Below are 17183 nucleotides of genomic sequence, written 5' to 3' on the forward strand. Positions count from 1 at the left end.
CGTGGACATCAAGGTCAACACACGTCATGCAGAGTGCTCCGCATGACAGAGGACACGCATTCTTCCGCCCGCGAGCTGCCGTCGTACCGGGCGGTGGTTTCGGTGGACATCAAGAACTTCAGCGGTGTCGCACCCGCCGACCATCACGCTCTCACCGAACTGATCCCGACGATCCTCGAACGCTCCTTCGAACGCGCGGATCAGGCAGCAGTCTGGGAAGAACGCCGATTTCCGGCCGGGCGCGGAGATGGGTTCGTCGTCGGCTTTCGTCCGGAAACTCTGCCGCTCCTGGTCGGTCCGTTCCTCGATGCCCTTCAGAGCGAACTGAACTACCACCACCAGATGCGGCTCGGTCGGTACAGTGAGCCGACCCGCATGCGGGTAAGCATCGCGGTCGGCCCGCTGACCGATTCCGACGATGCCAGGCTGGGTGACGGCTCCGGCGCAGCCATGGTCGAAACTCATCGTCTCCTCGACTGTGAGCCGGTCCGCCGGCTGCTCGAAAGCTCGGATCCAGAAGTCACGTTCGTCGCCGCGATCGTCTCAGCCCGGGTCTACGAAGACGTGGTGGTCTCCGGATACGCGGTGAAAGCGCCGGGCGAGTTCGTTCGCGTCCCAGTGTCCGTGAAGAGCTACGCGGGCGACGCCTACCTGCACGTGCCGAAGCCTTCGGGTGCTCTGTTGTCGCGCGGCATGAGCATGTCGGATGAGCCGGTTCCGGACGATCAGGGTTCGCAGGGCGAAGTTCCCGGAACAGGGGGCGCCGTGACCAACACGATCAACGGCACCGTGCGCGGAAACGCGACCCAGATGCGCGATCAGTGCCGCTGGACTGACAAATCCCGAAATTCGTATCAGCACACGATCGGCGATGGGAACATCGTCGCTGGCGGCACTGTGCGCGGGGGTATCCGTCAGAACGTTCGCAAGAACGACAAGAAGGACCGATGACCACTATGGACGACTTTACGACGCCAGCCAACAGCACCTCTGTCACCGGTGACGCCAACGTGACAGTGGGCGGCGATGTTGTCGGCAGCGTCTTCATCAACTCGCAGAAGCGACACGAACTGATCCAGATCTTCGGCGACGGTACCGGATACCGGGACCTGATCGTCCGGGACGAGATCGATCCCGGCCACCTCATCTGGCTCAAGGCCCGCTTCGCCAAGCCGGACAACTTCACGGAGATCGTGGACTCGTTGCGCGACGACAAGGTCCTCTTCCTCCACGGCCGGCCGCGCAGCGGGCGGTGGACGGTCGGCGTCTGCGCACTCGAAGTGGTGTCTGGGATCGAAACGCCGACGATCAACGTCATCGACTTCGACGAAGGGACCCAGCTTGCATTGCGCCGCGTTGCGCAGGAAGCCCACGTCCTGCTCGACCTGACCGATACCGACAGCGAAGTACTGGACGACGCCGAGGACCAACTCAGGAGTTTTCTTGGCACCATCGCGGCCGCTGACGCGCACCTGGTCGTGCTCCTGCCAGAGCTGCCACCGCTCGGGCTGCAGCCGCTGTATCAGGGCCGGATCAAGGCGATCACCGAGCCTGACGCCGAACACGTGCTGCGCGCCCACCTGCAGACGACCGAGATCCCCGTGAAGGAGGTCTTGTCCGGCCGCGAGATCAGCGAGGCGCTCGCGTCGGCTCATCCCGCCGATGCTGCCCGGCTGGCCGACTTGATCGTGCGCGAGCACCACCTCGCGGGCGAGGACACTGCGATCAGCGTCGTGGTCGGCCAGGCGGTCCTCGCGTACGGCAATTGGTCGGCTGAGCTGATCTCCGTCTACGACAAGGAGGATGACTGGAATCGGCGGAGCCTGCTGCTCACCGTCGCCCTGCTCGACGGCTGCTCGACCGAAACCCAGTACTGGGCAGAACGCAAGCTTCTTACCACCGCCGGATATCCGCCCACCGCCGGGAATCTGCTGGAGGGTCGTGGCTTCGCCGGCCGGTTGACCGAGCTCAAGGGCGTGCGCTTCACCGATGACCGGGCGCGGTTCGACCGCCTCGACTACGACCGTTCGGTCCTCCGGCACGTCTGGCGCGGATATCCGGAACTCCGCGACAAGCTGGTGGAGTGGGTGACCAATCTCGGGCTCGGGCCGCAGCCCCGGCTCGACGGCGACGCCACGGCCGGCATGGTGGACCGCTTCTTCGACCTCTGCGCGTCCCAGGACGCCGTAAAATACATTGCCCAGGTGGCCGAAAGCTGGGCGGGTTCCGGCAAGACGGCGCAGGCCAGTATGGCCGCCGACCTGGTCACCGCAGCGGCGCTTGACGACCGTAGTGCCGCGGTGGTGCACCGTCTGCTCAACCGGTGGGCGGGTAAACCTGACCTCTCTCCCGCGCTCGTCCGTCTCGTACTGAAGGTGTGCCGGTCCGAGTTCGGCCGCAGGTACACGGACAAGGCTCTTACCCGGCTGGGCAACCTCGCCCTGCACCACGAGCGGTGGGTCAATGACGAGGTAGTTGCAGCAGTGCTCGACCTCGTCCGCAGCAACGGTGCGTTCCCGCAGGTACTGACGAAACTTGACGAGTGGATGCGCAGCGGCAAGGAACGGCAGCGGGCCGTCGCGGTGCGGATCCTGCGCGAACTGCTCGGCACGCGCTCTGGCGAGTTCATCGGTGTCCACCAGCAGGCGCTGGTCCGGGTCTGGCGGGCCCTGCTGGCCCTGGAAGACCACGCGCTCGTCTACGAGGCTATCGGGTCCTGGCTGGACCTGGCGACGGGCTCGGACCGGCAGGACTTCCTTCTGAGCGTGCTCGGCGAAGCCGCGGCGGGGTCCGACGCCCCGGTCGCGCGGATCGGCGCGGTGCGGATGGCTTCCGACGGATGGCTCGGATTCGTCCCCCGCTACTGGGAAGACCACGACCGCACGGACCGCCGTCTCGCCGTGCACCATTCACTGGCGGAGCAACTGCTGCCGAGGCATCCGTTCACCCCGCAGCCCATCCTGAACGGGGACTCCTGAGCATGCGATGGCGCCACCGCGCAACATCGGTCGGGCTCGCGCAGGGCGAGCCCGACCGGCGCGCCCCATGGGCGGGCCCGATTCCCAGCAAACTAGCCGGCTTCGACTTCGAGGTGCGCTGCACGGTGGTCTGGAACGCGCCACCGGGCTGGCGGGAGAAGGCCCGCCGCGCGGTGGCCGCCCACGCCACCAAGCTGCTGGGCAACTACTCGCCTGTCCACGCGGACCTCGCCGAAACTCGGCTGGCCGCGGACCTGGCGGTGGGGTGCACGCTGTCGGACGACCCCCCGATCCGCGTGTGGGCGGAAGACGTCGCCGTCGCCGTTGATCCCGACCAGTTCGAACTGGCGCGGCAACACGCACAACGCCTCCGGGAGCGAGAAATCGCCACCGCCGGGCACGAGGTCGAACGCGCCGAAATCGAGTACCTGAAGAACACCGTCTTCAAGGACACGGCGTCGGCGGCACTCTGGTGGCTACGGCGCCACGACCACGACGTCCTCGGGCTGAACTCGGTCGTCCCGGACCTGGAACACACGGTGAAGATCATCGCCGGCGCCGGCGACCAGGATCCGGTAGGCACGCTCGTCACCGCTTTCGACGCGCTGGTCCCGGATCTTGGCCGGAACGAGCGGTACGAAATCCACCAGCAACTGGCGCAGATCCTCGCCGCATTGGGCAGGAACGGAGAAGCGGACGCCTTGCTCTCCCGAGTCATAGAGCGCTCGGCGGACGATTCTGCCTGACCCTCGGCGGCAAGCGTGGTGCGCGAATCCGCGAACAGCTCGCCTATCGACACGCCGCAACTGAATCTTGTCTGCGTGCGAGGTCAGGAAAACGCTACGTTAGCCAAGCAGCTACAGGCGTGTGGTTAGTGTGCAACTCGGACTCGGACACTCAACTACCCTATGGGGCGCCGGTGGCTTCGGGCCCAACTAGTGGGAACCTGCAGGTCAACTGGGGAGTTGCAGGCGTGTAGATAGTGTGCAAGATCGTCACGGACACTCAATTACCCCACAGAGCCGCATGCCGCGGCGAGGTCAGAGTAACAGGAACTGCCCTCCGGTGGTTTCGGCTGTTGCGGCATGTATGCGTGGTGGGCCACAAGGTTTGATTTCACGCGTGGGACCGCCGTACATGATTGTCAGGTGACCCGACCTCAAGTAGTCCGCGATCGCGGAAGTGTCGTGGCCCAACTCTTCGGCAAACCGGGCGCGAAGGTCGTTTAGTTAGCGGTCTTCGCGGACGTAGACGTTCTTTGCAAGCCCTTGTGGGCGGTTGCGGGCGCTGGTGCGACCGTGGCGGCAGCGGTAGCCGGGTCGGCCGTTCGCCCAGCGCGACTCCAGTCGGCGGCCACAGAGCGGACATTGCACGAGGCCGGCCAGCATGTACGTCCTGGTGTCGCCGTGCCGTGTGGTTCTGGCCGCACGCATGCCCTGGACCGCCAGGAACGTTGCCTCGTCCACGAGAGCTGGAACCCATATGGTGGTCGGCCGCCGAGGAACCTCCCTTGAACGGTGGTCTGCGTATGTATAGCTGCCAGCACGCGGTGCTGCGCTCGCAACACCTCGCGACGCGACTGGGACCCGAGCGGTCGTCGAGGTTTACCGGACCGTCCGCTTCGGGGAGCCACAGTTCGATACCTTGCACCCACAGCGCGGTCAGCACCGCGCCGAACTGAACTCCGTAGCACGCTCACTCGTACTCCCCGATGACGACAGCATCGAACGAACGGTTCGGCTGCCGCGCAGCTGCCATCAGCTGTGCCGCGGCCGGCCGTTCGGATCACGGCAGCCGACGCGAACATCATTCGTCGAAGTACTCCGCCACGATCACGCCGTGCCCTCGGATCGTCTCGTCGGCGACCTCCCGCTGGCAGCCCAACGACGTCGTCCGATCCTGGAACTCGACCGTGGACATCCGCCCGTAAAACGCGAACCTCAGCCCACGGCCTCCCACGGTTTGCTGAAGACATCGGGCACCGGCCCGACGCGGAGACACCGCGCCTGTCGGGGTGGCTGGTAGGGCAGTAGTGATCATCGTGCACCTCGGTGCTTGAGGCGGATCCGGGTCGAGGACGGAACGCTGTTACCCGGTACCGACGACGAGTTGGGGCTGATCTGCACCCGGATGGACGCATTGCCGCTCGCCTCCAGATGCAAGGGGGGCGCCCGCGTCTAGTACTGCACGGGCAGTTGCTGGGTCGTGGCACACCGCCGGTTCAGCGAAAACCTGCGTACCCTCGCTCGCGCCGAAGCGGCTGTTGCCCACTTCACCGCCTCCATCGACAGCTGGGCCGGGCCGACGCACTCGAACTGCAGGCCCTGGTACTGGGCGACCTCGGTGACCCAGACGCCGCGACCGCGCGGCTACGCGCGGCGCTTGAGCTCAGCGGTGGCCGCGATGAGCAGACCACCGCGCGTCTGCGCGCCGAGATCGCGGTAACCGAACGGTCGGCCCGGGGCGGGCCACGTCAGTGACGTGGGAGTGCGCTGCCGACCTTTTGCCGATAGAGGTCGGACCCCCGGGTGGTGAGGAGTTATTCACCCCGGGTTTTTCAACGGTGCGCAGTGGAGCGACCTCGGCTCTGAGGACGTGCTCGCCGTCGACCGGTTCCCGCTGCCGTGTGTGTGGGCTTCCGGTTCGCCGAGGTCGCCCGGCGCCACGGCGACTTCGCGCTCGCCGGCGTCGTGATCCGGGTCCGGGTGTCCGGTGGGCAGGTGGGCAGGTGGAGGAGGCCGTGATGACGGCCTTCGGTGTGTCCGATCGAGCGGTCACTCGCGATGTCACCGCGATGCCGGAGGCGACGCGGGTGCTCTCGGTGAACCGGCGGCGGCGCTCGGCGGCGAGCTTGTCGACACCGCCGAGAACCCGCACGGCTCGCCCGCCTACCGGCGCCGGCTGCTGTCCGCGCCGGGTGCGCGGGAGCTGGCGCGCGCGTACCGTTTCGCCACGAGGGGAAAGCGGTGATGACACTTCCTCGCCCGGTCCGGGCGGAGTTCACCAAGCACGTCGGCGACGACCGCTACCGCGGCCGGGCGCGGGTGGCAGTCGGCCCGATCCGGCTCTCGTTCGCTGGGATCGAGCACGCGGCCGAACGTGACGCCGGCGCACACAGGCTCCGCGTCTTCGGCCAGGGCGAGGACGCTGGTGGCGGCCGGACGCAGGCCGACATCGTGCTGGTCGCCGAGGACCAGCCGGGCGGGGGGCGGCTGCGGGCCACCACTGCCTTTACCTCACCGGGCGGATCGCCCAGTTCGGCCGGGCACTCTCCGGCGACGTCAGCCGGCGGATGTTCGAGCAGTTCGCGGGTGGCGGTGGAGAAGACCGCGGTTCCGCGGGGCACCCGTCGCCCCGCGCGGAACCCCGAGCGCCATCGTCCTGGTGGCAGGCACGCTCCGTTCGCGAGCGCGCAATTGGTGGCGGCGCATCCGTGGCCGTCGTTCCGGCAGGACCCACAACACGTGATGAGGAGACCTCAACGGTGAGCTCGACTTCGACGATCGACACCTCGGCTATGGACCGAGTGCTACGAGACGCGGTCGGCGCTGGGCACGCGCCCAACGTCGTCGCCGTCGCGGGGGATCGTGACGGCATCATTTACGAAGGCGCGGCCGGACCTCGTGCCGCGGAGGCGCCGGAGCCGGTCTCGGCCGACTCGCACTTCCGGATCATGTCCATGACCAAGATGGTGGGCACCGTGGCCGCGCTGCAGCTGCGCGACCGCGGCGCGCTCGACTTCAACGCCCCCATCGACACCTACCGGCCCGAGTTCGCCGATGTCCAGGTGCTGGAGGGTTTCGACGGCGAAAACCCGGTGCTGCGCGCGCCCGCGAGCCGTGCGACTGTCGCGCAGCTGGTGACGCACACGAGCGGCCTGAGCTACTGGTTCTGGAACGACGACATCGTCAAGTGGGAGCGGGCAACCGGCACGCCGAACGTGCTGGCCGGCAAAACCGTGATCTTCCACGCGCCGATGGTGGCTGACCCGGGTACGACATTCGAGTACGGCATCAACACCGACTGGCTCGGCCGGGTCGTCGAGGCCGCGTCCGGCAAGTCGCTGGACGTCTACTTCAAGGAGAACATCACCGGCCCGCTCGGCATGGCGGAGACGACGTTCGTCCCGAGCGCCGAGCAGCGGGCCAACCTGGTGCCCGTCCACGTGCAGGGTGAGGACGGCACGTGGGCGGTCACGGAGATCGACCTGCCCACCGAGCCCGAGTACTACACCGCCGGCCACGGGCTCTACTCCACGCCCCGCGACTACCTGAAGTTCCAGCGCATGTTGCTCGGCGGCGGCACGCTCGACGGGGTCGAGGTGCTTCGGAAGTCCACTGTGGACGAGGCGTTCACCAACCAGGTGGGCGAGATCGAGTTTCCGGCGCACATCCCGACCGCGGACCCGGCTACGACGCACGAGCTCGACCTCGGCCCGGGCCTCAAGTGGGGCTGGGGCCTGGTGCTCACCACGGCGCAGCAGCCGGGCATGCGCGCACCCGGCAGCGGTGCGTGGGCAGGGTTGTGCAACACGCACTTCTGGGTCGACCCGGCCAGCGGCATCACCGGCGCGATCTACTCGCAGTCGCTGCCGTTCGTCCCGCCGGGGCAGCTACAGATGTACGCAGATTTCGAGCGGGCGCTCTACGCCTCGCTCTGAACCCGGCGAGAACCGTGAAGGGTGCTCTTCCCGTTGCGGGAGCGCCCTTCACGGCGTTTCACGCCTTCTCGGGTTCAAGACCGGACGCGCCGCTCGGTGAACATCGTGCCGTCCGCCGGTGCCGGGCTCGGCTTCGAGCCGAGGAAACCCAGCAGGATCCAAATTGGCGTCGGATAGTCGAGCGGGAACGGCGCGTCGGCCGCACCGCCCGGCCACACCGCCGCACTCAGCCATTACGAAAGACGACTCGCCGCCGAACTCGACCAAACCGCCGCCCGGCACCCCACCAAAGCTGGGTTGAAGCGGCACGCCGGGCGGCAGCCAACCAACTCGGACCCCGTGGTGAGAGATAGCGGTCACAAGTGACAGATATAAGCTCGGGCCACTGGCGGAGCCAGCGACTGGCTTTGGCCTCGTAGACGGCACGCGGTGCCAGCACGGGATTCGGGCGGATGAAGTCGCAGTCACGCTAGCGCTCAAGGGGTGCGCATAAGGGGAAAACGGCCGCAGGTTCCTAACGCGACCTTCCGCAACTCGAAATTTCTCTGCACTTGTCAACTGACTGCAACGGTGAGGGACGAGGTTGAACACGTCGGACAGCCCGTGCGGGGCGTAGACGCGCCAGCGCCCGCCTGATTCGAGGCGGACCCCCAGACGGCACGTGGTCGCGGCGAAGGAGCCGATCGCGTCCTCGGTGGACAAGTGGGCAGGACATGGCGTCCCGAACTTCTCCTCGTACTGGAGATGGACACGCGCCTCGTTGCGGATCTCCACCTCGATCGGGATGTCGGCGAAGACATGCTTCGCTGACTGGATCACCGCATCCTCCGCCTCCCAGGACAGATCGGTGGCGTCGAATTAGAACAGGTCGTAGTCCTTGATGCCGTCACCTGGGGCCTGGCTGGTGACCGCGTTCCAGAGGGTCTGGAACAGACAGCCCGCCGTCAGATACCAGCCGGGTAATCCCAGCGACGCCGACCGGGACAGCACCTCCGTCAGTACGTCGTTGCGCGAGAGCACCTCTTGGAAGGCGTCGAGTTGTTCGTTGAGAGGCAGTTGGCTGATCACCGTCTATATGCCTACCACCTGCATTGCTGGACACGGGCGAGCGTCAACGAGCGGACGGCATGCCGAGCCCGACCGGCGCGACGCGTGCCAGGCGCTTGGTCTCCTCCGCTTCGGGCTGATGCCCTGGCCGCCGCGGAAATCTCGGAGGCCAGGACCGGCCCACCGGAGGGTTCCAGTTGTCGCTCGCGGTCCACTCAGGCCGAGTGCGCCGCCCGCCTGCCCGGCCAAATCGGCAGCAGGCCCCGCCCGCTGATGTCGTTGAGAACGATGGCTGAGCACAGGTAGAACGCGACGAAGGAGTCCAGGAGGCCAACCCAGCCGCCGGCCTTGGTCAGTGCGATCGCGGTGGCTCCCGATCCGACGAGGTTGGCGAGGCCCAGCAGTAGGTAAACCACGACCAGCAACACGAACGCGGCGAACGCTGGTGCGTTGACCACCCGTGCCCCCACGGCGAGCATCGCGGTAAACAACGCCCACACGATCAGGTAAGCTCCGAACATGCGGGCGAAGTTCGCTGCTCCCGCCGTGTCGGTGATCATCGGTGCGTAGAACTGCACGATCAGCGCCGTGGTGAACAGGAAGCAGGCATACGCCGAACAGAACGTCGCGCCGAACAGGTTGTTGCCGCGGAACTCCCAGATCCCGCCGACGAGCATGGCAAGCGCCCCAGTGCCCATCGCGACGGGAACGAACATCGTGGCCGTCCGCTGGTCCACGACACCTGTGTTGGCCAACGACAGAATCGTCAGCGAGAATCCGAACCCCGCCAGCGCGAGTGGCACCCCGCTGGCTGTGGGGGCGAAGGCGGTCGTGGCGGGCTCACCCATCCGCGGCGGCGGCACTTCCGGGGCGGTTCCCGGAGGAGTGGTTCGTTGTGCATATTCTGCGCTGGTCATGATGCTACCTCCAGCTGCGCAGGACTGCTCTCGACACGGACCGGGTAGAACCGCGCCGAGGCCAGGCCGATCAGACTTCCGTGGCGAGCAGTTCCTTGAGGCCGTTGTCGATGAACCGGGTGTCTTCCTGGTTGAGGCCGCCACCGGCGAAATGTCCCCACGCTCCCGGGATGACGCGCAGCTCCGCCCGGTGCATGTGCTTGACCTCCCACTCGTTGTCCTCGGGCGGGAAGTACAGGTCCTGCTGCGCCGGCATCACGATCGCGGGCGACCGGATCGCGCCGAGTGAGTCCTCGAGGCTGCGCTTTCCCGGCGTGTTGCCGATGTCGGCGTGCTGCCAGGTCCACAGCATAGCCAGGAGGTTGTTCGCGTCGCGCTTGAGGAACAGGCCCTCCCAGAAGGCCACGAGGAAGTCTTCCAGGGACGCGTAGCCCAGTGGCTCGCGCTCGTAGATCTTCTCCCGATAGAACTGCTGGCAGAAGCCCCACCCGGCGTAGACCCGCGCCAGGGCGCGAAGCCCGATGTCGGGTTGCTTGTCGTACCGGCCGCCGTTGTAGGCCGCGTCCGCGGTCAGCGCCGTCCTGACCCCTTCCAGGAACACGAAGTTGTGCAGGCTGGTCTTCGCCGATCCGCAGAATGGCAGGATCCGCTTGACCATGTCGGGGAAGCTGACCGCCCACTGGTAGGTCTGCCCGGCGCCCATCGACCAGCCGGTGACCAACTCCAGTGTTGCGATTCCGAAGCGCTCGGTCACCAGCCGGTGCTGGAACTGAACGTTGTCATACATTGTCACCCGCGGAAACGACGCACGGTCATGCGGCGCGGGCGTGTTGCTCGGCGACGAGGACAGCCCGTTGCCCAGCATATTCGGAATGATGATGAAGTATCTCGCCGGATCGAGCGCCATCCCCTCGCCGATCAGCCATTCATTGTCGTAGTGCTGCCCGGAATACCACGTTGGGTACACGATCGCATTACTCTTGTCACCGTTGAGCTCGCCGTACGTCTTGTACGCGAGCTTGGCATCGCTGAGTGTGGCGCCTTCTTGTAACCGGACGGTACCAAGGTCGAATATTTCGTAATCCACGAGAGCCTCCCCGCCGGTTTCTCCGGCTGCGCCCTCCTCGTGGTTCTACAGTACGCCGCCACCGGGTAGGCGATGCGTGCTGGCCGAACTGTATCGCGCCAGTTCCCGCCTCGGCCGACCAGCGCTGATACCGGTGGGACGGCCGTTCGCTACGTCCAGCGGACGGCTGAGATCCTGATCGTCGACGATGCCACCCGCGATGACCGCTTCGCCCGTGACCCGTACCTCGCCGGCCTGGACTGCCGCGGCACCCCGGCCGAGCGCGTGCCCTTCTTCAGAAAGCGGTGTCGTCCACGATCAGCACCCCACCGGGCTCGCCGAGATGCTCGACCACGTAGTCGCCCAGATCGTCGCGGACGCCGTCGATGTCCCAATCCGCCCAGCGCAGCAGCCATTGCATCCCGTCCGGCGAGATCTCGCCGGCCTGCTCGGCCAGCGTCCACCCGTTCTTCCGCTCCAACCCCGCGACCAGCCCGGACACCTACTCCCGCGCACGCGCCCGCGGGTCCGACGGCGCGAACCGGCCCCCGATCCGCTCATGCACCCGATCCAGCTGATCCATCACCACACCGACCACCACCACGATGATCTACCACACCACCACCAACTGCCGTTGCAGTACTAGGTCTGTGATCCGGCCGGGGTGATTGTCACGTCGCCCATTTTGCGCGAGCGCGATTCGCGTGGATCGCGATCGACGACACTCGCTCAATGCGCATGAGAGTGCGTCCCAGCCTGCGCCATGGGGGAGACCCCGCGCTCGTGATGGCCGGCGGACGCCGCGGCTTGCTGTTCGGGATTCGGCTCACCGCGGCTCGGCGATCTGGAGGACGATCTTGCCGCCGGGGTGTTGTGATTGGCTCAGTTCGATGGCTTCGCGCCAGTCGGGGAGGGGGATGGTGCGGGCGACGGGGATACCGAAGCGGCCCTGGGCCGCGAGTTGGGCGCACGCCTCGACGACGTCGTAGCGGTGGCCGAGTGGTCCTTCGGTGAACGCGTCGCGGGCGCCGGACTCGCGTGCCTGGGCCAGGTTGCTGATGGTCAGGACGTGCTGGGGGTCGGTGACCGTGCGGAGGAGTTCCGGGAGGGTGGCGTCGTCGGGTGGTGAGACGTCGAGGACGACGTCGACGGGGCCGCCTGCCAGCTCGCGTATCCGCTCGGCCATGCCCTTGCCGTAGGGGGTGACCTCGGCTCCGGTGGCGCGCAGGGCTGCGGTGTGGGTGGGGCCGGCGGTGGTGAGCACCCGTGCCCCGGTCCGGCGGGCGAGTTGCACGGCGGCGAAGCCGGTGGTGGTGCCGCCTCCGCTGACGAGCAGGGTCGTGTCGGAGATGATGCGGAGCAGGTCCAGGCCGAGTTGCGCGGTGTCCACGGCCATGGGCAGTGCGGCGGCGGCCGCTGGACCGAGGGCGGGTGGCCGCGGGAACCAGATGTCGAGCAACGCGTGGTCTGCGGCGCCCGCGGTCGGTCCGGTGAACGGGGCAGGACCGAACACCGCGTCCCCGGGCTGGACGCCCGTCACGTTGTCGCCGATGGCGTCGACGGTGCCGGCGACCTCGAGCCCAACTCCGCGGGGCAGGTCGCCGGGGTACAGGCCCCGGCACAGGGCCAGGTCTGCGGGGTTGATCGTGCAGACCTCCACGGCGACCCGGATCTGCCCCGGGGCCGGTCGGGGCTGCTCGGCCTCCTCGAGCCGCAGGACGTCGAGGGCCTCACCGGTGTGGTGGAAACGCAGAGCGCGCATGGCGATCTCCTGGTCGGGATCCGAGTGACAGCAGATGCTGTCATCACTCGACGGTAGCACAGTGACGACAGGATCTGCTGTCACTATGCTGGGACCATGGCTCGTTGGGAGGGCAACACTCGTGAGCGGCTCGAGCGCGCCGCGTTGGAGTTGTTCCGCGATCAGGGCTACGACCGCACGTCGGTGGCGCAGATCGCCAAGCACGCCGGTTTGACCGAGCGATCGTTCTACCGCTGGTTCACCGACAAGCGGGAGGTGCTCTTCGCCGGCGACGAGCTGCAGGCCTGTCTGGAAGCGGGCATCGCGGAGGTGACCGCGGGAACCGGCGCGCTCGCGACACTGATGGCCGCGTTCACCGCCGTGCCCGAGGTACTGCGTCCGCGCGAACTGCTGATCGAGCTGCGCGCCGTCATCGCGGCCAACCCGCCGCTGCGGGAACGCAGCCTGATCAAGGAAGCGATGCTGTCCGAAGCGACCGCGGCGGCGCTGCGCCGCCGTGGCCATGACGAGCAGACCGCGCGACTGGCCACGTCTCTCGGCATGGCGATCCTGGGGTCGGCCACCAGGCGATGGGTGCTCGGCGAAGAGGTCGACTTCGCCACCCTGCTGGCCGACAGCGCCGCCGACCTCCTCGCTGTCGCCGCCGACCTGCCACCGGCCCACACCCCGACCGGCCACGCGCCACGCAAGGGGAGGTAGCGGGAGACTGGCGACACCTCGGTCCGTCGATCTCGCCGATGCGAACGGATCCAGCAACGAGGTGAGCCGGTCGGCCGCGTCGTAGCCGTAGGTCGTGGTGCCACCCGGGTCGGTCATCGTCTTGAGGTTCGTGGCCGGGTCGTAGGTGTAGGAGAGCACCTCGTTCGGGGTGGTGCCGTCGGTGCGGGTGTCGGTGCGCAGCAGGCGGCGCGTCGCGGCTCGCTGCCAGGCCCCGCTCGTCCTCGGCGATATGGCGCCGCCGATTCGACCCTAGAAAGCAGATTCGTCCTTACCTGCTTCGAGCTCTTACGATCTGCGTGAAAGCACCGGTCACAATGAATACTAAAAACACAACCACAAAGGTTGCAACTCCAGAGAAAATTAGTCTTTGCGGGATTCTAGTAAATGTCATGAGAATCAAAAAATATCACATAAAGCACTGGTGTGGAAATCACTGTGGATGTCCACAACCTGGTCCACGAACTGCTGCCCACCGACGCCGGACGCGCCCAGTTTGGCGTAACTGCTGCCTGCCGCGACCAGGTATTCCGTGTATCCCCAGGTCAGCGTTAGAACTACGGATCAGAAGGTCAGGGGTTCGAATCCTTCGGGCGCACGTCTGGTTGAGACAATGAGAAACCCTCCTGTTGACTACGGGAGCCGCAACGTCGTCGAACGCCGCTCACCTGGTCAAACAATGTCGCGTCGAGGCCTGCAGTAGCGACGGCGTCTGCTTGACCACCTGCCCTGCGTTGCGCGACGTGGACAAGATCGCGGGAAGCGCCACGCTGCCGTTCTGGTAGTGCGATCAAGTCCGGTCGAGTCAGTCCTACAGGTGCGCGGCCAGCCGGATCCGCCGGCCCAGGACGTCCGCGAGGTCGATCGAGAAATCTTTCGTTGGTGATCGGGAAGAGCGGAACCCTTACCAGGCCGAAGCGGTCGAGATCGCGGACGTCCGAGCGGGGCTGTAGCACATATCCCGCAGGACGCATCAACCGCGCGAGCGGGCCCCGGCGCGTTCGGGCCGCCGGAGGCCGGAGAGATCGACCTTCTTGACGATGTTGCGGTCCACCACGTTGTTCCCCAGCGCGAACTGACCCCAGCTGCCTGCGAGCTCCTGACGGCTGCGCTCGCTCCACTCGCGGGCCAGGTCGCTGCGCGACTTGTGGAAGTTCAGTGCGAACCCCTCGCTGTGCAGCCGGAGGATCGAGAAGCCGCCCGGGTACTCCTTGGCCGCGGCGACCTCCTGCAGGGTCACCCGCGGTGCGGTCGGGCTGACGGTGTGGTGGTTGCGGTGAGTGTGTCCCGCGTGGTGGAGGAAGACGCCCGGAGTCTTCGCGTAGGTCTCCAGGATCGACGCGGCCTGGGCGGCGTCCAGTGAACTGCTCGACTTGATCGGCCTCGACGACTCCTGGACGACGAGCGGGTGGTGACCGAAGACGAGGGTCGGCTGCTCCTTGTGCTCGGCCAGGTCCTTCATGAACCAGGCGTACTGCTCCGCCGCCAGGGCACCCGCGTCGCCTCCGCCACCGGCCTTGTCGTACGTGTCGAGTCCGATCACGTGCAGACCGGAGAGATCGGTCGAATAGAAGGCGATCTCGTCGTCGGGGAAGTAGCGGTCCTGGAAGCAGTCGTTGCCCTGCCAGCGACCGACCCGGCAGTTCGCGTATGGGTCACCGACGTGCGCCCGGTCGTGGTTGCCGCGCGTGACGAAGTAGTCCTCGCGGTACTTGCCGAACCGGTCGAGCAACTGACCGGCTCGGCTGAGATCGCCGGGTACGGCCTCGGCGGAGATGTCACCCGCGGCCAGGAGATAGGTCGGGTCGAAGCTCCGGACGTCGCGCACCAGGGATTCGAGCATGACCTCGGGATACGGCGGCTCGCCCGGGACCTGGACGATCGGGATGACCGACGGGTCCCCGCCGACGAGCCCCGCCTGCGTCTCGCCCATGTGCAGGTCGTTGCACAGCACCACGGAGAAGAGGTAGCGCCCCGGCGGCGGCTGCGGCGTGGTGAACGAGAATGGGCCGCCCGGCGTGCCGAGGCCGTAGTCGCTGGTGCCGACGGCATTGCCGGCGATGAGCGTGAACACCATGGGGGCGGCCAGCTTCCCGTGGGAGCGCGCCTGGTAGTAGTACGTCTGCCCCGGCTCCAAGTCGGTCAGCTCGACGTGGTGGTAGGGGGTAAGTGGACCACTCTGGCCGACGACGCGGTTGAGCCGGTGGGGGTTGGTGCCGTACCAGACCTCACCGTCGGCGGGCAGCGGCACCATTCTGCCCGTGCCATCGTTCGTGCCGGCTTCGCCGGTGTACCAGGTCACCACGGCCCGGTCTTCCGTCAGTGTCACCAGTTCCAAGTTGACTGGCACGACTTCGCCGGTCCCGGCAGCGCCGGTGGACGCGGAGCTTCGAGCGGGATCGACCACACTTGCCAGCGGTATGGCTGCAGCCGCGATCGCGCTCCAGCGAAGAATGTCTCGACGGGTCACATCACAACCAGGCACGCACAGCCTCCGGAATGTCTCCCCGGTCCGAGTCGCCGGGGTCGTCAACATCGCACCTCATGAGGCTGTGGCCTGAAAAGAACCACCGCCGTGAACACCTTGTGTCGAGGTCGGATCGTCGACACGAACACCGTCGCTTGTCAATGACACACAGTCCGGCTTGTAGACAACACGTCGTGCCAGTCGGTCAGTCCTGGATCAGCGTCGTTAAGTACAAGTTGAGCCGAACAAACTCAGTTTTATTGCCGAACACGAAGCACCTCTGCCAAGGTGGCTTCTGTGGCGAACGAGGGGGTGGCCACCCGCCGCGGTGGCCTGCTGCGTACGAGGGACTTCCGGCGGCTGTGGCTCGCCGACGCGCTGAGCCAGGTCGGCAGCCGCATCGACTTCCTGGCGGTTCCGTTGCTGGCCACGACCGTGTTGTCGGCTTCGGTGGTCGAGGTGTCACTGCTGAGAACACTCGCGACGCTGCCCTACCTGGTGCTCGGGCTGCAGGTCGGCGCGTGGTGCGACCGGATCCGGCAGCGGCCCGTGCTGGTGGCCGCCGACCTCGGCCGCGCGGTGCTGATCGGATCGATCCCGGTCGCGGCGGTGGCGCAGGTGCTCACGCTCTGGCACCTCTTCGTGGTCGTCCTGCTCGCGGGTGTACTCGGGGTGTTCTTCGACGTCGCGCACCAGACGTACGTGCCGCACCTCGTCGCGCGCGCCGACCTGCCCGAGGCCAACGCGCGGCTGCAGACCAACGCATCCGTCGCCGCGGTCGCGGGGCCGAGCCTGGCCGGCGTGGTGATCCAGTACCTCGGCTACGCCGGCGCGATGGCCGCCGACGCCCTGTCCCACCTGTGGTCGGCCCTCTGGTTGCGTCGCATGGAAACTCCGGACGCGCCTGGCGAACGGTCCGGCCGCAGCCTCCACCAACAGATCGCCGAAGGGCTGAAAGCCGTGCTCGGCGACGCGATCATCCGCGCCATCACCTTGCACGGCACGGTCTCGTGCCTGTTCCAGTCGATGTTCATGGCCATCAGCGTTGTGTTCCTCAGCCGTGACCTCGGGCTGTCGCCGGTCGCGATTGGATTGCTCAGCACGGTTTCCCTCACCGGCGCGCTGGTGGCGAGTGCCGTCGCGAGGCCGCTCGAGCGGCGGATCGGGGCGGCGCGCGCTGAACGCGGCGGCCGTCGTCTACGGGGGCTCGTTCCTGCTCTACGCGTTCACCACGCCCGGCTGGGGTTTGGCCTGGTACGTCGCCGGCGGGGTAGGTGCGGGATTCGGGATCATCCTTATCAACGTCTACGCCGTGAGCTTCCGCCAGGCAGCCACCCCGCGCAGGCTGCTCGGCCGCGTCAACTCGGTGTCGACGACGCTGATCCGCGGCATGGCGCCCCTCGGCAGTCTGGCCGGCGGCGTGCTCGCCGAGGTGACGAACATGCGGACCACGCTGTACGTCGTCGGCGTCGGACTGCTGCTGTCGACGGCGATCCTGCTCTTGTCGCCGCTGCGGCGGCTCAGGGACCTGCCGGAGTGACCGTGCGGAGGCCGTCGGTGCCCGCCAAG

Annotated in this window: 11 protein-coding genes and 4 pseudogenes; 7 read left to right on the plus strand and 8 right to left on the minus strand. The window is 67.1% G+C overall.

Annotated elements, in window-relative coordinates; all coding sequences use genetic code 11:
- The first annotated feature begins 42 nt into the window (after window positions 1-42).
- From AB0878_RS36705 to AB0878_RS36715, 3 genes are read left to right on the plus strand one after another with little or no spacing between them, the layout of a single operon-like run.
- A complete protein-coding gene (locus AB0878_RS36705; RefSeq protein WP_366585246.1) occupies window positions 43-951 on the plus strand; it encodes a hypothetical protein in 909 nt (302 codons plus the stop codon).
- Window positions 948-2978, plus strand: a complete 2031-nt coding sequence (locus AB0878_RS36710; RefSeq protein ID WP_366585247.1) for a hypothetical protein — start codon at window positions 948-950, stop codon at window positions 2976-2978. The genes AB0878_RS36705 and AB0878_RS36710 overlap by 4 nt, the downstream gene beginning before the upstream one ends.
- A gap of 2 nt (window positions 2979-2980) precedes the next feature.
- Entirely contained in the window at window positions 2981-3724 is a 744-nt protein-coding gene (locus AB0878_RS36715) for a hypothetical protein (RefSeq protein WP_366585249.1), read from the plus strand.
- A 483-nt stretch (window positions 3725-4207) separates the two neighbouring features.
- On the opposite strand, the gene AB0878_RS36720 is transcribed toward AB0878_RS36715, so the two are convergent.
- Window positions 4208-4411, minus strand: coding sequence for a recombinase zinc beta ribbon domain-containing protein (locus AB0878_RS36720; RefSeq protein ID WP_366585310.1), 204 nt, complete (start codon window positions 4409-4411; stop codon window positions 4208-4210).
- Between the two features lie 2051 nt (window positions 4412-6462).
- Here AB0878_RS36720 and AB0878_RS36725 point away from each other — a divergent pair.
- Complete coding sequence (locus tag AB0878_RS36725) at window positions 6463-7638, plus strand: serine hydrolase domain-containing protein (RefSeq protein WP_366585251.1); 1176 nt, start codon at window positions 6463-6465, stop codon at window positions 7636-7638.
- A 48-nt stretch (window positions 7639-7686) separates the two neighbouring features.
- Here AB0878_RS36725 and AB0878_RS36730 read toward each other — a convergent pair.
- The 5 genes and pseudogenes from AB0878_RS36730 to AB0878_RS36750 form a co-directional block, all read right to left on the minus strand.
- Window positions 7687-8706 (minus strand): annotated as a pseudogene (locus tag AB0878_RS36730) (nucleotidyltransferase family protein).
- Window positions 8707-8900: 194 nt separating this feature from the next.
- Window positions 8901-9602, minus strand: coding sequence for an acetate uptake transporter (locus tag AB0878_RS36735; RefSeq protein WP_366585253.1), 702 nt, complete (start codon window positions 9600-9602; stop codon window positions 8901-8903).
- A gap of 70 nt (window positions 9603-9672) precedes the next feature.
- Window positions 9673-10689 carry an alpha/beta fold hydrolase gene (locus AB0878_RS36740; RefSeq protein ID WP_366585255.1) on the minus strand — a complete coding sequence of 339 codons (1017 nt, stop codon included), beginning with the start codon at window positions 10687-10689 and terminating at the stop codon, window positions 9673-9675.
- Between the two features lie 239 nt (window positions 10690-10928).
- Window positions 10929-11269, minus strand: a pseudogene (locus AB0878_RS36745) (transposase); the annotation flags it as partial.
- Between the two features lie 225 nt (window positions 11270-11494).
- Window positions 11495-12430, minus strand: a complete 936-nt coding sequence (locus tag AB0878_RS36750) for an NADP-dependent oxidoreductase (protein WP_366585312.1) — start codon at window positions 12428-12430, stop codon at window positions 11495-11497.
- Window positions 12431-12526: 96 nt separating this feature from the next.
- On the opposite strand from AB0878_RS36750, the gene AB0878_RS36755 reads away from it, so the two are divergent.
- Window positions 12527-13129, plus strand: coding sequence for a helix-turn-helix domain-containing protein (locus AB0878_RS36755; protein WP_366585314.1), 603 nt, complete (start codon window positions 12527-12529; stop codon window positions 13127-13129).
- Window positions 13130-13186: 57 nt separating this feature from the next.
- Here AB0878_RS36755 and AB0878_RS36760 read toward each other — a convergent pair.
- Window positions 13187-13288: pseudogene (locus AB0878_RS36760) on the minus strand (RHS repeat domain-containing protein); the annotation flags it as partial.
- Between the two features lie 832 nt (window positions 13289-14120).
- On the minus strand, window positions 14121-15683 hold the full coding sequence (locus AB0878_RS36765) for a metallophosphoesterase family protein (protein WP_366585257.1): 1563 nt from the start codon (window positions 15681-15683) through the stop codon (window positions 14121-14123).
- Between the two features lie 243 nt (window positions 15684-15926).
- On the opposite strand from AB0878_RS36765, the pseudogene AB0878_RS36770 reads away from it, so the two are divergent.
- A pseudogene (locus AB0878_RS36770) lies at window positions 15927-16727 on the plus strand (MFS transporter); the annotation flags it as partial.
- A 19-nt stretch (window positions 16728-16746) separates the two neighbouring features.
- Window positions 16747-17154 (plus strand): MFS transporter, encoded by a 408-nt coding sequence (locus AB0878_RS36775; protein ID WP_366585316.1) that lies wholly within the window; start codon window positions 16747-16749, stop codon window positions 17152-17154.
- The last annotated feature ends 29 nt before the right edge of the window (window positions 17155-17183 follow it).

The organism is Amycolatopsis sp. NPDC047767 (assembly GCF_040704195.1).
Lineage (GTDB): Bacteria > Actinomycetota > Actinomycetes > Mycobacteriales > Pseudonocardiaceae > Amycolatopsis.

What these genes read in the sequence shown, in the direction of transcription:
- AB0878_RS36705 (WP_366585246.1), top strand. Translation starts at nt 43, where the DNA reads ATGACAGAGGACACGCATTCTTCCGCCCGCGAGCTGCCGTCGTACCGG.
- AB0878_RS36710 (WP_366585247.1), top strand. Translation starts at nt 948, where the DNA reads ATGACCACTATGGACGACTTTACGACGCCAGCCAACAGCACCTCTGTC.
- AB0878_RS36715 (WP_366585249.1), top strand. Translation starts at nt 2,981, where the DNA reads ATGCGATGGCGCCACCGCGCAACATCGGTCGGGCTCGCGCAGGGCGAG.
- AB0878_RS36720 (WP_366585310.1), bottom strand. Translation starts at nt 4,411, where the DNA reads ATGCGTGCGGCCAGAACCACACGGCACGGCGACACCAGGACGTACATG.
- AB0878_RS36735 (WP_366585253.1), bottom strand. Translation starts at nt 9,602, where the DNA reads ATGACCAGCGCAGAATATGCACAACGAACCACTCCTCCGGGAACCGCC.
- AB0878_RS36750 (WP_366585312.1), bottom strand. Translation starts at nt 12,430, where the DNA reads ATGCGCGCTCTGCGTTTCCACCACACCGGTGAGGCCCTCGACGTCCTG.
- AB0878_RS36755 (WP_366585314.1), top strand. Translation starts at nt 12,527, where the DNA reads ATGGCTCGTTGGGAGGGCAACACTCGTGAGCGGCTCGAGCGCGCCGCG.
- AB0878_RS36765 (WP_366585257.1), bottom strand. Translation starts at nt 15,683, where the DNA reads ATGTTGACGACCCCGGCGACTCGGACCGGGGAGACATTCCGGAGGCTG.